This window comes from Sphingobium sp. EM0848 (genome assembly GCF_013375555.1).
In the GTDB taxonomy this organism is placed as follows: domain Bacteria; phylum Pseudomonadota; class Alphaproteobacteria; order Sphingomonadales; family Sphingomonadaceae; genus Sphingobium.
This window is the reverse complement of sequence record NZ_JABXWB010000001.1, coordinates 2,364,684-2,379,127: the sequence shown is the minus strand read 5'-3', so window position 1 is coordinate 2,379,127 and position 14,444 is coordinate 2,364,684. Positions and strand designations below refer to the sequence as shown.

General features: G+C 63.0%; 14 protein-coding genes. 10 read left to right on the top strand and 4 right to left on the bottom strand.

The window, feature by feature from the left end:
* Positions 1 to 110: 110 nt before the first annotated feature.
* The 4 genes from secY (at position 111) to HUK73_RS11475 (ending at position 3,977) form a co-directional block, all read left to right on the top strand.
* Positions 111 to 1,475: a preprotein translocase subunit SecY gene (gene secY, locus HUK73_RS11490; protein WP_176592024.1), complete on the top strand. Its 1,365-nt coding sequence runs from the start codon at positions 111 to 113 to the stop codon at positions 1,473 to 1,475.
* A 48-nt stretch (positions 1,476 to 1,523) separates the two neighbouring features.
* Positions 1,524 to 2,180, top strand: coding sequence for an adenylate kinase (locus HUK73_RS11485; RefSeq protein ID WP_176592023.1), 657 nt, complete (start codon positions 1,524 to 1,526; stop codon positions 2,178 to 2,180).
* Positions 2,181 to 2,215: 35 nt separating this feature from the next.
* The gene (locus HUK73_RS11480) at positions 2,216 to 2,743 is read left to right on the top strand and encodes an SRPBCC domain-containing protein (RefSeq protein WP_176592022.1); all 528 of its coding nucleotides are present in this window, start codon (positions 2,216 to 2,218) and stop codon (positions 2,741 to 2,743) included.
* Between the two features lie 190 nt (positions 2,744 to 2,933).
* The gene (locus tag HUK73_RS11475) at positions 2,934 to 3,977 is read left to right on the top strand and encodes an acyltransferase (RefSeq protein ID WP_176592021.1); all 1,044 of its coding nucleotides are present in this window, start codon (positions 2,934 to 2,936) and stop codon (positions 3,975 to 3,977) included.
* A 52-nt stretch (positions 3,978 to 4,029) separates the two neighbouring features.
* Here the strand turns inward: HUK73_RS11475 and HUK73_RS11470 are convergent, their stop codons facing one another.
* Positions 4,030 to 4,800, bottom strand: coding sequence for a CsgG/HfaB family protein (locus tag HUK73_RS11470; protein WP_176592020.1), 771 nt, complete (start codon positions 4,798 to 4,800; stop codon positions 4,030 to 4,032).
* Positions 4,801 to 4,987: 187 nt separating this feature from the next.
* Here HUK73_RS11470 and lepA point away from each other — a divergent pair, with 187 nt between their 5' ends.
* From lepA to HUK73_RS11455, 3 genes are all read left to right on the top strand, one after another.
* Positions 4,988 to 6,793: a translation elongation factor 4 gene (gene lepA, locus HUK73_RS11465; RefSeq protein WP_176592019.1), complete on the top strand. Its 1,806-nt coding sequence runs from the start codon at positions 4,988 to 4,990 to the stop codon at positions 6,791 to 6,793.
* Positions 6,794 to 6,881: 88 nt separating this feature from the next.
* Positions 6,882 to 7,268 (top strand): PH domain-containing protein, encoded by a 387-nt coding sequence (locus HUK73_RS11460; protein WP_176592018.1) that lies wholly within the window; start codon positions 6,882 to 6,884, stop codon positions 7,266 to 7,268.
* 173 nt (positions 7,269 to 7,441) lie between these two features.
* A complete protein-coding gene (locus HUK73_RS11455; RefSeq protein WP_176592935.1) occupies positions 7,442 to 8,125 on the top strand; it encodes a hypothetical protein in 684 nt (227 codons plus the stop codon).
* Between the two features lie 2 nt (positions 8,126 to 8,127).
* On the opposite strand, the gene HUK73_RS11450 is transcribed toward HUK73_RS11455, so the two are convergent.
* The 3 genes from HUK73_RS11450 to rnd form a co-directional block, all read right to left on the bottom strand.
* A complete protein-coding gene (locus tag HUK73_RS11450) occupies positions 8,128 to 8,517 on the bottom strand; it encodes a DUF1801 domain-containing protein (RefSeq protein WP_176592017.1) in 390 nt (129 codons plus the stop codon).
* 237 nt (positions 8,518 to 8,754) lie between these two features.
* Positions 8,755 to 9,051 (bottom strand): I78 family peptidase inhibitor, encoded by a 297-nt coding sequence (locus tag HUK73_RS11445; RefSeq protein WP_176592016.1) that lies wholly within the window; start codon positions 9,049 to 9,051, stop codon positions 8,755 to 8,757.
* 3 nt (positions 9,052 to 9,054) lie between these two features.
* Positions 9,055 to 10,221, bottom strand: coding sequence for a ribonuclease D (rnd, locus tag HUK73_RS11440; protein ID WP_176592015.1), 1,167 nt, complete (start codon positions 10,219 to 10,221; stop codon positions 9,055 to 9,057).
* Positions 10,222 to 10,348: 127 nt separating this feature from the next.
* Between rnd and aspS the strand changes: the two genes are divergently transcribed.
* The 3 genes from aspS (at position 10,349) to HUK73_RS11425 (ending at position 14,411) form a co-directional block, all read left to right on the top strand.
* Positions 10,349 to 12,133: an aspartate--tRNA ligase gene (gene aspS / locus HUK73_RS11435; RefSeq protein ID WP_176592014.1), complete on the top strand. Its 1,785-nt coding sequence runs from the start codon at positions 10,349 to 10,351 to the stop codon at positions 12,131 to 12,133.
* Between the two features lie 81 nt (positions 12,134 to 12,214).
* The gene (locus HUK73_RS11430; protein WP_176592013.1) at positions 12,215 to 12,997 is read left to right on the top strand and encodes a polyphosphate kinase 2 family protein; all 783 of its coding nucleotides are present in this window, start codon (positions 12,215 to 12,217) and stop codon (positions 12,995 to 12,997) included.
* 85 nt (positions 12,998 to 13,082) lie between these two features.
* Positions 13,083 to 14,411 (top strand): methyl-accepting chemotaxis protein, encoded by a 1,329-nt coding sequence (locus HUK73_RS11425; protein ID WP_176592012.1) that lies wholly within the window; start codon positions 13,083 to 13,085, stop codon positions 14,409 to 14,411.
* Positions 14,412 to 14,444 lie beyond the last annotated feature (33 nt).

The following is a 14,444-nucleotide window of genomic DNA, read 5'->3' as shown; positions in this document are numbered from 1 at the left end:
GTCGCGTCGGCGGCGATTCCCGGTTCGACAGAGCCCCATCACCCCGCTAAGGGGTTAGCGATTCCGCTCCGGGCGCCTGTCCCGGCAAGATGTTTTGAAGGGCAGCCAAGATGGCATCGAGAGCCGACCAGCTCGCATCCAATCTCAGCCTGGCGAAGTTCAGCCAGGCGACCGACCTCAAGAAGCGCCTGTGGTTCACGCTGGGCGCGCTGATCGTCTTTCGTTTTCTGAGCTTCGTGCCTCTGCCGGGCGTCGATCCGACCGCCCTGTCGCAGCTCTACAAGCAGACCAATGGCGGCATCCTCGACATCTTCAACACCTTTTCCGGTGGTTCGCTCTCGCGCATGAGCCTGATCGCGCTTGGCGTGATGCCTTACATCACCGCCTCGATCGTGGTGCAGCTCGCCGCCAGCCTTTCGCCACAGCTCGCGGCGATCAAGAAGGAAGGCGAGAGCGGCCGCAAGAAGCTGAACCAGTACACCCGTTACGGCACGGTCGGCCTGACCGCGGTGCAGGGCTATTTCATCGCCGTCGGCCTTGAGAGCTTCGGCGCCCAGTCGGGTGTGCAGGCGGTGGTCGATCCGGGCATCCTGTTCCGGGTCGCGGCGGTGATCTCGCTGATCGGCGGCACCATGTTCCTGATGTGGCTGGGTGAGCAGATCACCTCGCGCGGCATCGGCAACGGCACCTCGCTCATCATCATGGCGGGTATCGTTGCGCAGTTGCCGGTGACGCTCAGCAATCTGTTCAAATCGAGCAGCACGGGCGCCATTTCGGGTCTGATCATCTTTCTGGTGATCGTGCTGGGCTTTGGTCTGATCGCCTTCATCTGCTTCATGGAGCGGGCGCAGCGCCGGGTGCTGATCCAATATCCCAAGCGCCAGACGCGCCAGGGGATCATGCAGGCGGATCGCAGCCATCTGCCGCTCAAGGTCAATACCGCCGGTGTGATTCCGCCGATCTTTGCCAGCTCGCTGCTGCTGATGCCGCTGACCGTCTCGCAATTTGCGGGCAAGACCGTGGCGGGCGAGAGCAAGCTTGGCGACTTCGTGCTGACGCTGAACCAGTATCTGTCGCACGGCAGCCCGGTCTATATGGCGCTTTATGGCCTCGGCATCGTCTTCTTCTGCTTCTTCTACACCGCGGTGGTGTTCAACCCCGAAGAGACGGCCGACAATCTGAAGCGCAATGGCGGTTTCATCCCCGGCATCCGTCCGGGCAAGAACACCGAAAATTATCTCGATTATGTGCTGACCCGAATCACGGTGATCGGCGCGGCCTATCTGGCCTTCATCTGCCTGGTGCCGGAATTCGTCATCGCTAGGGCAGGCATTCCCTTCTACCTTGGGGGGACTAGCCTGTTGATCGTCGTCAATGTTACGGTCGATACCGTGACACAGATTCAGAGCCATCTGCTTGCCCATCAATATGGGGATCTGATCAAGAAGGCGAAGCTGAAGGGGCGTCTGCGCTAAACCGGCGCGGGACGTGAAAAGCGCGAAGAACAGGGGAGAATGCGCGACATGAATATCATTTTGCTCGGCCCTCCGGGCGCCGGCAAGGGCACGCAGGCGACTCGTCTGGTGGACAGCCGGGGCATGGTGCAGCTGTCGACGGGCGATATGCTCCGCGCGGCGGTGAAGGCCGGGACGCCGATCGGCCTCAAGGCCAAGGCCGTGATGGAAGCCGGTGAACTGGTGTCGGACGAGATCGTCTCGGGCATCATCGGTGAGGCGCTGGATGCGCTTTCGCCGGAAACGGGCGTCATCTTCGACGGCTATCCGCGCACCGAGGCGCAGGCCCATTCGCTCGACGGCATCCTGTCGGATCGCAGCCGCACGCTCGATCATGTGATCGAGCTGGAAGTGAACGAGGATGCGCTGGTCGAGCGCATCACCGGCCGCTTCACCTGCGCGAGCTGCGGCGAAGGCTATCATGACAGCTTCAAGCAGCCCAAGGTCGAAGGCACTTGCGACAAATGCGGTGGCCATGAATTCAAGCGTCGTCCCGACGACAATGAGGAAACGGTGCGCACCCGCATGGCTGAATATCGCGCAAAGACCGCGCCGATCCTGCCGATCTACGAAGCGCGCGGCATCGTCTCGCGCGTCGACGGCATGGCCGACATGGATGAGGTGACGGTCGCGGTCGCTGCCATCTTGGACGGCAAGACCGCCTGAGTTACGCTGTCCTTCCGATCAGGGAGGAGAGGGTCATGCGACACGCAAAGCTTTTGCTATGGGCCGGTGCAGCGATGGCTGTTCCGGCCCATTCTTCTGTCACGGCGAGCAGCGATGTTGGCTTTTCCGTGGAAAACCGCGTCGATATCGCGGCCGATGCGGCCACCGTCTATCGCCTGCTGGCGCAGCCCGGCCGTTGGTGGAGCAGCGAACACAGCTATAGCGGCAATGCCGCGAATCTCAGCCTCAAGCCGGTAGCAGGCGGCTGCTTCTGCGAGACCTTGCCGAATGGGGGGAGCGTGGAGCATGCGCGGGTGATCTATGCGGCGCCGGACAAGCGGCTGCGTCTGTCCGGCGCGCTGGGGCCTTTGCAGGCGGAGGCGGTGACTGGCACGCTGGATTTCACCATAGAGCCCGCAGCCAAAGGCGTGCGGGTCGTCATGCGCTATGCGGCGGGTGGTTATCTGCGCGGGGACGGAGCGAAGATGGCCGCGATGGTCGACAAGGTTCTGGCCGAACAGCTGGCGGGACTGGCGCGGGCGGCGGAAGCCAGTAAGCCCTAGAGCGGTGGATCTGATTGGATCAGATCCACCGCTCTAGTTTATTGTTTTGCCGCGATTTCTTAACCAGCAATCGATTTCGATTGTTTGGAAATCGCTCTACATATGCTGTCCTGGAATGGCATGCGGGCTATCTGCATGTTTAACCACGATATTAGCGGAATGGTTGCTGCTTTGTTGCTATGGCGCGGCCATGACGGGCTTGCGCCATACTTCTCGCCGCTTGACGGAACTGGACGCCTTGCGCGGTCTGGGCGCGTTGTGCGTGCTGATCTTCCATTATTCGACCCGGTTTCACGACCTGTTTCCGCAGGCGGCACATGTGCCCTTCCGCTTTCTGGGCGGCAATTATCGGGTGCTGCTGTTCTTCGCCATTTCCGGCTTTGCGATCTTCTTCACGATCGACCGTATCCGGACCGTTGGCGATTTTCTGGTGAATCGTCTGGCCCGCCTCTATCCCGCTTATCTGGTCGCGATGCTGCTGACGCTGTCGATCGAATATCTGGCGCATGTCTCACAATTGCTGATCGCGCCGGGCGCTATTCTGGCCAATATCACCATGTTGCAGGGCTTTGCCTTCCTGCCTGAGGTCGACGGGGCCTATTGGACGCTGACGGTCGAGATCGCCTTCTATTTCTGCATGGTGGCGATCTGGAAATGGGTTGGCATGCAAAGGCTGGAGCCTGTGTTGCTGGGCTGGCTGGCGCTGCGGTGGCTTTATGCGCTATGGCCGGGCATGCCGGAGCGGATCGTGATGCTGTTGGTGTTGCGCTATGTGCCCTTTTTCATCATCGGCATGCTTTCCTACCGTGTCTGGTCGGGACAGCGGCGGTGGAGGCAGCAGGTGCCCTATGCAGCGCTGACGCTTCTGTCGATTGCAACCGTCGACAGTTGGGACATCACTCTGGCAGGCGTCATCCTGCTCACGGTTTTCGGGGCGCTGGTCGCGGGGCGGCTGCGTTTTCTGAGCCTTCGGCCGCTCATATGGATGGGCGGAATCAGCTATTCCTTCTACCTCATCCACCAGCATGTCGGCTTTGTGGTGATGCTGAAGATGGCCGAGGCGGGCTATAGTCCCTGGCTGGGTTTTGCGGCGGCTTTTGCAGTGGCGCTTGGCCTTGGCACGATCATCAACCGCCTGGTCGAGCGGCCAGCCGGCGAAGCGATTCTGGCCTGGTGGCGACGGCGTCAGGAAAGGTCGCCCCTGCTGAACGACGCCGCATCCAGCCAGGCATGAAAAAGGGCGCCGCCGGTCGATCCGGCAGCGCCCTGTCCAACATCTGTTCCGCTTACTGGGCGCGGGGTGCCGCTGCTGCCGCATTGGCGGGGAGGCCGCCGAGCTGCGTTACCAGCTTGGTGTAGGCGTCGAGATAGGCGAGCACGATCACCTGCCCGATTTCGGTGTTCTGATAGCCGCCGCCGCCAGCCGCCGCGAAACCGCCCCACCAGCCAGCGCCGCCGCCAGCACCGAAGCTCAGGTCCGACTTACGGGCATAGCCCTCCGTCAGCGCCTCTTCCTCGGTCGTACGGGCATTGACGATGGAAAGGGTGACGTTCGCCTCGCTCTTCTTGATCGAGATGCCGCCAGCCAGCGCACCGAAGGTCCGGCCGCCGAGCATGCCGCCGAGCATGCCGCCCAGCGCATTGCCGCCCGAATTCTTGTTGGAGGAGACGATGTCGGGCTGGAGATAATAATCCGCCGCCTTCACCTGTCCCTTGCCGAGGTTCGAACCGGCCTGCAATTCGCCGGAGTCGGCCATGGCGCGTTCCATGTTGCGGCTGGCCATGGCGCGGCCGCGATTGACGATGCCGAAGCAGCCGGACTGCTGGATGAACACCTTGAGAATCGCCTCCGGGCTGCCCAGATTCAGTTCACGCCACCACTGATTGTCGGGCTCGACGATCGCGACGGTGCCGAGGCGCCGGGTGCAATGAGGAATTTCGGCGGTTTTCTTGCTCTGCTGCTGCCGGGCGGAAGAGCCCTTGTCGGCCGCTATCGCCGGAGAAGCCACCACAGCCAGACCGGCCGCGGCAGCGAGAAACTTCGTGAACACACGCATGGTCATGCACCCCTGAAAGTTGCTGATGTCGTTTTGTTTTTGGCGCCCCGGTTATTGCGCAACGCTCTAGCACAACCGCGTGGACGCGCAAGCAATGCGAATGGTTATCACCGCTATTGCCTTCACAGGGCCTCCCGATGCGAGAGCCTGCTGACAGGCCTGCAAATGGCTGCTATCGGCGCGGGCCATGACCGATCTTTCGCACATCCGTAATTTCTCGATCATCGCGCATATCGACCATGGCAAGTCGACCTTGGCCGACCGCCTGATCCAGCGCACCGGCGGCCTGACCGACCGGGAGATGAGCGCGCAGGTGCTCGACAATATGGATATCGAGAAGGAGCGCGGCATCACGATCAAGGCGCAGACCGTGCGTCTCGATTATGTCGCGAAAAATGGCGAGACCTATGAGCTGAACCTCATGGACACGCCGGGCCATGTCGACTTCGCCTATGAGGTGAGCCGGTCGCTCGCCGCCTGCGAGGGCGCGCTGCTGGTCGTGGACGCGGCGCAGGGCGTGGAAGCGCAGACGCTGGCCAACGTCTATCAGTCGATCGAGCATGACCATGAGATCGTGCCGATTCTGAACAAGATCGACCTGCCCGCCGCCGAGCCGGAAAAGGTGCGCGCCGAAATCGAGGAGGTGATCGGCCTCGACGCGTCGGAAGCGGTGCTGGCGAGCGCCAAGTCCGGCATCGGCATCGACGACATCCTCGAAGCCATCGTCGCCCGAATCCCGCCGCCCAAGGGCGACCGCAATGCGCCGCTGGAGGCGATGCTGGTCGACAGCTGGTACGACCCCTATCTGGGCGTTGTCATATTGGTGCGCGTCGTCAACGGCGTCATCAAGAAGGGCCAGCAGATCAAGTTCATGATCGGCGAGACCGAGCATCTGATCGATCGGGTCGGCTGCATGCGGCCCAAGATCGAGCAGTTGCCTGAACTGGGGCCGGGCGAGATCGGCTTCATCACCGCGCAGATCAAGGACATCAGCCAGACCCGCGTCGGCGACACCATCACCACGGTCAAGAATCCGGCCAAGGAACCGTTGCCGGGCTTCAAGGAAGTGCAGCCGGTGGTGTTCTGCGGCCTGTTCCCGGTCGACGCCAATGATTTTGAGAAGCTGCGCGATTCGATTTCCAAGCTGCGGCTGAACGATGCCAGCTTCTCCTTCGAGATGGAGACGTCGGCGGCGCTGGGCTTCGGCTTCCGCTGCGGTTTCCTGGGCCTGCTCCATCTGGAGATCATTCAGGAGCGGCTGACCCGCGAATATGATCTGGACCTCATCACCACCGCGCCGTCGGTGGTCTATGAGATGCACATGAAGGATGGGGAGGTGAAGCATCTTCACAACCCGGCCGACATGCCCGATCCCAACCATATCGAGATGATCGAGGAGCCGTGGATTGAGGCGGTGATCTACTGCCCTGACGAATATCTGGGGTCGATCCTGAAGCTCTGTCAGGACCGGCGCGGGATTCAGAAGAACCTGACCTATGTCGGCGGGCGTGCGCAGGTGACTTACGAACTGCCGCTCAACGAAGTGGTGTTCGACTTTTACGACCGGCTGAAGTCGATTTCACGCGGCTATGCCAGCTTCGACTATCATCAGATCGGCACGCGCGAGGGCGATCTCGTCAAGATGAGCATCCTCGTCAACAATGAACCGGTCGATGCGCTCTCCATGATCGTCCACCGCAGCGCCGCCGAAGCGCGCGGGCGGCATATGTGCGAGCGACTGAAGGACCTGATTCCCCGCCATCTGTTCAAGATACCGATTCAGGCGGCCATCGGCGGCAAGGTGATCGCCCGCGAAACGATCGCGGCGATGCGCAAGGACGTCACGGCAAAATGCTATGGCGGCGACATCACCCGCAAGAAGAAGCTGCTGGAGAAGCAGAAAGAGGGCAAGAAGCGGATGCGCGAATATGGCAGCGTGCAGATTCCGCAGGAAGCCTTCATCGCGGCGCTGCGTATGGGGGATGAGAGTTAAGCTCGTCTATCCAGGGAGATAGGCGGGGCACGCCTTGACGGTCGGCCCCCTTCCATGGTCAAGTCACCAGATACTGGCAGGAGGCGGCATGAGCGAGACATGGCTGTATGACGAGCATCCGGCGATGTTCCGCGCACATCCCTTCCTGTTCCTCCTGCTGCTGATTTCGGTCGTCGGCCTATTGGCCATCGGCGTGTGGTGGGTGCTGCACAAGGGCGAGCGGCTGGCGCTCAGCGAGCGCGAAGTGTTGCTGGAACGCGGCCTGCTGGCCAAGCAGCGGACCGAAATCGCGCTCAGCAGCATCCGCAGCGTACGCATCACCCAGACGCTGGGCCAGCGCATCTTCAATGTCGGCAATGTCGAACTGTTCAGCGCGGGCGACATCGCGGAAATCGCGATCAAATCCATGCCGCGGCCGGATCACATCCGGGCGATCGCGGCGTCGCGCAACCTCGATTTGTTGCCGCAGCGATGAAGGGATGGCGGACTCACTTGACTCGTCCGTATTTATTCCAACGATAGTGCAATAGCGAGAAGGGGCGCTTGAGAGCGCCCCCGGCCAGCAGGAAGGACGCCGAAGGAACGCCGGTCCGCGAATGGCGCGGGCTTGGGCTTGCCAAGGGGTCGTCGTGCATGGGCTTGCGTGTGATGCCGTCGCTGCTGGAACTGACCGCGCAGCAGCAGGAGGAAATCCGGCAGGCCTGCGGATTCGCCTGCGTTCGATGCGGGGTGACGATCTACCGCTATCTGCGCCTGCCCGAGGGCGGGGGAGCGACCCTGCTCTGCCCGACATGCCATGGGCTGGTGGAAGAGGGGCGGCTGACGCCGATGCAGGTGCAGAGCTTCCACACCAATCCGGTCGTGCGGCAGCGCCATTTTTCGCGGGATCGCCTGCCTTTTTCGGCGGAATTGCCTTCGTTGATCATGGGCGGTTCCCGGTTGCTGCGGGACACGCCGATTCCCCTGACGCTGGAGGGCGAACCGATCCTGATCTTCTCTCCGCCGCGCCGCACCAATGGCGCGACCCGCATCAGCCTGCGCATGGGCAGTCCCGATGGCGTGCCGGTGCAGGTGATCGACGGCAATGAATGGATTCCCCAGGATGGTAGCTGGCACTTCCTGTTGCGCGGCGATCGCTACAGCATGATGGCGGCGCGCGGCGACGGGTTGGCGGTGCTGCGGATCGTGGCGCGCAACCGCATTGCGGTGGAACATCTGCGCACCACCATCAGGGGGCGTCGGCTGGAGGTGACGCCCGACTGGCTGGAGATCGACGGCAAGCGCCATGTCGGCCGGATCGGCAGCGGGACGCTGATCGGGCTGGAGTGCTGACGTCAGCCCTTCTTTCGGGATTTGCTCATGTTGAGCGCGATGGCGGCCCGGATGAGCGTCTGGAAGGCGTCGGCGTCGATCGTCTCGCCCTCATGAATGTCGATGGCGCGGCGGGTGTTGCCGTCCAGACTGGCGTTGAACAGGCCGGACGGATCGTCCAGTGACGCGCCCTTGGCAAAGGTCAGCTTGACCGCCGCCTTATAGCTTTCCCCGGTGCATAATATGCCGCCATGCGACCAGACCGGGACGCCGCGCCATTTCCATTCCTCGACCACTTCGGGATCGGCTTCGTGGATGAGCTGGCGGATCAGGCTCAGGGTTTCGCCGCGCCAGTCGTCCAATTCCCTGATCCGCGCATCGATCAGCGCAGAGGGCGAATCCTTGTCATCCATGGAACGGCTCCCGCTTGTCCAAGATTTTCGGGGATATAGCATAAGTGAAAGGCGATGGCGTAGCGATGGTGCTGAGAGGGGCCTGACCTCAATGCGCCACCGCTACGCCGCCCTTTGGGGACCACCCGGCGGGCCGCCCAGCCGCAATCGGGGGGATCGCGACCGGTGCCGACTCCATTACGACTGGGGCAGGCGATTTATTCCATCGCGCCTGAATTTGTTTCGGCGGCGGTCGATTCAGCCGCAGTGGGCGGAGGTGATCATCATCCTGGCGTCATAGCTGACGGTCAGGCGGTCCGGGCGGAAATCCATCGTCATCGCCATGCCCGGCGCGCCCCAGCGCAGGGTGCGGGCGCCCGACGCCTTGAGCAGTTCCGCGCCCAGACCGGCGCTGGCGGTCTGACCGATGAAGCGGTCCAGCCCCTCGTTCCTGCAAGGACCTTCGGCGGTGGCGGGCGGGGTAGCCGGCCCTGCGCCGTTCGTCCCGGCGCAGGCCATCAACAGGGGAAGAAGGGCGAGTGCTGCCGTCCGCATGGCTTATTCCGTCCGGGTCATTTTCAGGCGGCCATTCCTGACCGCGAAGGCAAGGCGGCCTTCGACCAGATCGACGGCGTCGCGCCCGAATTGTTCATAGCGCCAGCCTTCGAGGATCGACAGGTCCTCACGCACGCCCGCCGCCAGCGCGTCGATATCGTCGCTCCGGGCGATCAGCCGGGCGGCGACGTTGATGTCGCGCGAGCGGATTTTCAGCAACAGCTTGAGCAGATCGGCCACCAGCGCGCCGTCCTTGCCCAGACCGGGACGTTTGGGGTCGCGCTCGGGCATTTCGTCCTTGCCCAGCGGCTTGTGATTGGCGAGCGCCAGCATCAGACGGGCGCCGATGTCGTTGGTCTTCCATGTGGCGCTGAGGCCGCGGACCTTGCCCAGATCTTCCTGCGCGCGGGGCGGGTGGCTGGCGATGTCGGCCAGCGTCTCATCCTTGACGATGCGGCCACGGGGCAGGTTCTTGTCCTGCGCCTCGATCTCGCGCCATGCGGCCAGCGCTTTCAGCCGACCCAGCACGTCGGGCTTGCGGCTGGCGATGCGGACCCGCTGCCAGGCTTCCTCCGGCTCGTTCACATAATTTTCGGGATCGCTGATGCGCTCCATTTCCTGGTCGAGCCAGTCGCCCCGACCGGTGCGGCGCAGTTCGTCCAGCATCTTGGGGAAGATCTGGATCAGATAGGTGACGTCGCCAATGGCATAATCGATCTGCCGCTTGTCGAGCGGACGGCGTGCCCAGTCGGTGAAGCGGGCGCCCTTGTCGAGCTGCACGCCCAGCCATGCGTCGACGAGGTTGCCATAGCCGATCTGCTCGCCCAGCCCCAGCGCCATGGCCGCGATCTGCGTGTCGAACAGCGGGTGCGGGGTCTTGCCGGTCAGGTTGTAGATGATCTCCAGGTCCTGCCCGCCCGCATGAAAGACCTTCAGCACATCCTCATTGTCGACCAGCAGGTCGAGCAGGGGGGTGAGGTCGAGGCCGGGCGCCTTGGGATCGATGGCAGCCGCTTCGTTCGAGTCCGCCACCTGCACCAGACAGAGGTCGGGCCAATAGCTGTTTTCACGCATGAACTCGGTATCGACCGCAATATAGGGCGATTTGGCGATCCGGGCGCAGAATGAAGCGAGAGTCTTGCTGTCGGTAATCAGCGGATGGATTTGCATATGGTCTTCGATCTTATTATGGGCTGGCCCGTCGCGCACGGGCTCGTCAATGTTTGACAAGACTGCCCATAGCGGCGCTGCAACAATTTGTCATTTCCGTAAAACGAATCTGAAAGATCGAAACGCCATGCATGCCTATCGCACTCATACCTGCGGCGCCCTGACCTCGGCGGAGGTCGGTAATGAGGTGCGCGTTTCGGGCTGGGTGCATCGCAAGCGCGATCATGGCGATCTGGTCTTCATCGATCTGCGCGATCATTATGGCATGGTCCAGATCGTGACCGAGGTCGACGGCCCGGTGTTCAAGGTGATCGAATCGCTCCGCGCGGAGAGCGTCGTGACCGTGACCGGCAAGGTCGTCGCCCGCGCCAGGGAAGCCGTGAACCCGAACCTGCCGACCGGAGAGATCGAGATTCGCGCGCTGGACGCGGTCGTGCTGTCCGCCGCCGCCGACCTGCCGCTGCCGGTCGCGGGCGAGCAGGAATATCCCGAGGATATCCGCCTGCGCTACCGCTTCCTCGATCTGCGCCGCGAAACGCTGCACGCGAACATCGTCAAGCGCACCAAGATCATCTCCGACATGCGCCGCCGCATGGAAGGGGTGGGCTTCACGGAATATTCGACGCCGATCCTGACCGCGAGCAGCCCCGAAGGCGCGCGCGACTTCCTGGTGCCGAGCCGCATTCATGCCGGGAAATTCTACGCCCTGCCGCAGGCGCCGCAGCAATATAAGCAGCTGCTGATGGTGGCGGGCTTCGACCGTTATTTCCAGATCGCGCCCTGCTTCCGCGACGAAGACCCGCGCGCTGATCGTCTGCCGGGCGAATTCTACCAGCTTGATCTGGAAATGAGCTTCGTCACGCAGGAAGATGTCTGGAACACGATGGAGCCGGTGATCGCGCAGGTGTTCGAGCAGTTCGCCGACGGCAAGCCGGTGACGCCCGCGGGCAGCTTCCCGCGCATTCCGCATGCCGAGGCGATGCTGAAATATGGCAGCGACAAGCCCGATCTGCGCAACCCGATCCTGATCACCGATGTCACCGAACATTTCCATGGCTCGGGCTTCGGCATTTTCGCTTCGCTGGTGGAGAGCGGCAGCGTGATTCGCGCGATTCCGGCTCCGGGCGCAGGCGCGGGCAGCCGGAAGTTCTTCGACGACATGAACAATTGGGCGCGGGCCGAAGGCTATTCGGGCCTTGGCTATATCAACATCAAGGAAGGCGTGCCCGGCGGCCCGATCGCCAAGAACCATGGTGAGGAACGCACCGCCAAGCTGATCGAGGCGCTGGGCCTTGGCCCCAATGACGGCGTGTTCTTCGCGGCGGGCAAGGAAAGCCAAGCGGCCAAGCTGGCGGGTCTGGCGCGCATCCGCGTGGGTGAACAGCTCGACCTGATCGACAAGGATCGCTTCGAACTGTGCTGGATCGTCGACTTCCCCTTCTACGAATATGATGAGGATAGCAAGTCGATCGACTTCGCGCACAACCCCTTCTCCATGCCGCAGGGCGGGTTGGATGCGCTGAACAATCAGGACCCGCTGACGATCAACGCCTATCAATATGACATGGTCTGCAACGGCTATGAGATCGCTTCGGGCTCGATCCGCAACCAGTCGCCCGAATTGATGGTCAAGGCGTTCGAGAAGGTCGGCCTCAGCCAGCAGGATGTGGAGGAGCGCTTCGGCGGCCTCTACCGCGCCTTCCAGTACGGCGCGCCGCCGCATGGCGGCATGGCGGCGGGCGTGGACCGCATCGTCATGCTGCTCTGCGGCGCGCAGAATTTGCGCGAGATCACGCTGTTCCCGATGAACCAGCGGGCCGAGGACCTGCTGATGGGTGCGCCCAGCGCGGCGGAGTTCAAGCAGCTTCGCGAACTCAACATCCGCGTGGTGGAGCCGCAGGCCAAGGCCTGATCGCTCTTCCTTTCCAGACTTGTTAAAGCCCCGTCCTTGTTCTTAAACAGGGGCGGGGCTTTGCTTTTGTCGGAGAGACGGATGGCCATCGACCTTGGCGACTATGAAAAGGGCGCGAAGCTCAAGGGCGATTACGAAACCAAGCTGGCGGAACTCCAGCAGCGGCTCGCCAAGATACAGGTCGCGCACATCATCCACGACCGGCGCAGCGTCATCATGCTGGAAGGCTGGGACGCCGCCGGCAAGGGCGGCATCATCAAGCGGATGACCGCCGACTGGGACCCCCGCTATTATCAGGTCCACCCCATCTCCGCGCCCAATGAGACAGAGCGCGACCATCATTTCCTCTGGCGTTTCTGGACCCGGCTGCCCGCCGGGCAGAACATCTCCATCTTCGACCGGAGCTGGTATGGCCGGGTGCTGGTGGAACGGGTCGAGGGCTATTGCGCGAAGGCCGACTGGAAGCGCGCCTATGATGAGATCAACGCCTTCGAAAAGCAGCAGGTCGATGCCGGGACCAATATCGTCAAGCTGTTCGTCCATATCACGCAGGAGGTGCAGGACGAACAGCTCGCCCAGCGGCTGGACACGCCGTGGAAGCGATGGAAGACCGGCGCGGACGATTATCGCAACCGGGCGCGGCGTGCCGACTATCTTGACGCCATGCACGACATGTTCCGCAAGACCGACACGAAACAGGCCCCCTGGCAGGTGGTCGACAATAATAATCGCAAGGCGGGCCGGATCGCGGCGCTGACCACTGTGGCCAAGCGACTGGAAAAGCTGGTGCCGATGGATTTTCCGGAAGCGGACCCCGAAGTGGTGAAGCTGGCGGCGAAGGCCTATGGTTATAAGCCGCTTTAAAAAATTACCGGAAAACAGGTGCTTGTAACATAAGTGTCATAAAAATCTAACGGCTCGTTTACCATTATGGTCCACATCGGCGCTCATGTACGCGCCCCAGACGTTCGACCAGTCTTCGACCGAACCCAGCCCCTCGGGGGAGGCAGCGCTGGCGCTTGTTGCGTCCAGTCCCGCGATCCGGCTGGGGCGGCCGCTTAGCGAGGCGGTCGATTATTTCCAGCATGATCCCGCGCTGCGCCTGTTGCCGGTGGTGGATGCCGCGGATCGGCCGGTCGGCGCGATCTATGAACGCGACATGCGGCGCATCCTGTTCAACCCCTTCGGCCATGCGCTGCTGCGCAATCCCAGTTTCGGCGGGCGGCTGGACGATCATGTCCGGCCCTGCGCCAATGTCGAGCGCAGCGCCAGTATCGAGGCGCTGATCGACCTTTACGCGGCGCAGGGGCAGGGCTGCGAAGGGCTGATCGTGACGGATGCCGGTTGCTATGCGGGCGTGGCCGGCGGGCAGTTGTTGTTGAAGCTCGCGGCGGAGCGCGATGCGCGGGTGGCGCTGGCGCGGGTCGAGCGGCTGGAGACGGTGACGCGGGAAAGTGCGACTTTCCGCGCCGATATCCAGACGCTGATCGCCGATCTGGTCGGCATGGCCGACATGCTGTCCCAACTGGCCCAGGATGCGGCCGAGCGGGCCGCGCATAATGGTCAGGCTTCGGCAGGCATGGCGGTGGCTGCGGCGCAGACGGCGGACAATCTGTCAGGCATTGCTGTTTCAGGGCGGGAATTGGGACTGCTGTTCCAGTCGATGGAAGCCGAAGTGCGTGAGGCGGGGGCCGCCATCCGCGCGGCGGTGGAGCAGACGCAATTGGGTTCGGCCCAGACGCGGACGCTGACCTCGCAGGCGGACGGGATCGGCGAAGTGACCGCGCTGATCGATGCCATCGCCCGGGCGACAACGACGCTGGCGCTCAACGCCGGGATCGAGGCGGCGCGCGCCGGCGAGGCGGGGCAGGGCTTTGCGGTGGTCGCGCGGGAGGTCAAATCGCTCGCCGGGCAGACCCGCGACGCGGCGGCGGAAATCGCTCGACGAATCGACCATATTCGCGTCACTGCCGGCCATGTCGCGCAGGGCCATGCGCATATGGACGCCGCCATGGCGACGGCGGACCGGCTGTCAGCATCGGTGTTCGAGGCAGTGGCGCGGCACGGCGCCTTCAGCCAGGCGATTGCGGGGAGTCTGGGCGAGGCAGGCGAGGCGAGCGAGCATATCCGTACCAGCGCCAGCCGGATCAGCGCCAATGCGGGCGTGGCTGTCGACGGTGCGAAGGCGATGCGCAACGCGGCCAGCCAGTTGTCGCAGGAAGCGCACCGGCTGGATGATCGCGCCAGCGCCTTCATCGGTGTCATTCGGGCGGCCTGACGGGAAAAGGACAGGTTTCCGGCGGAAAACGGG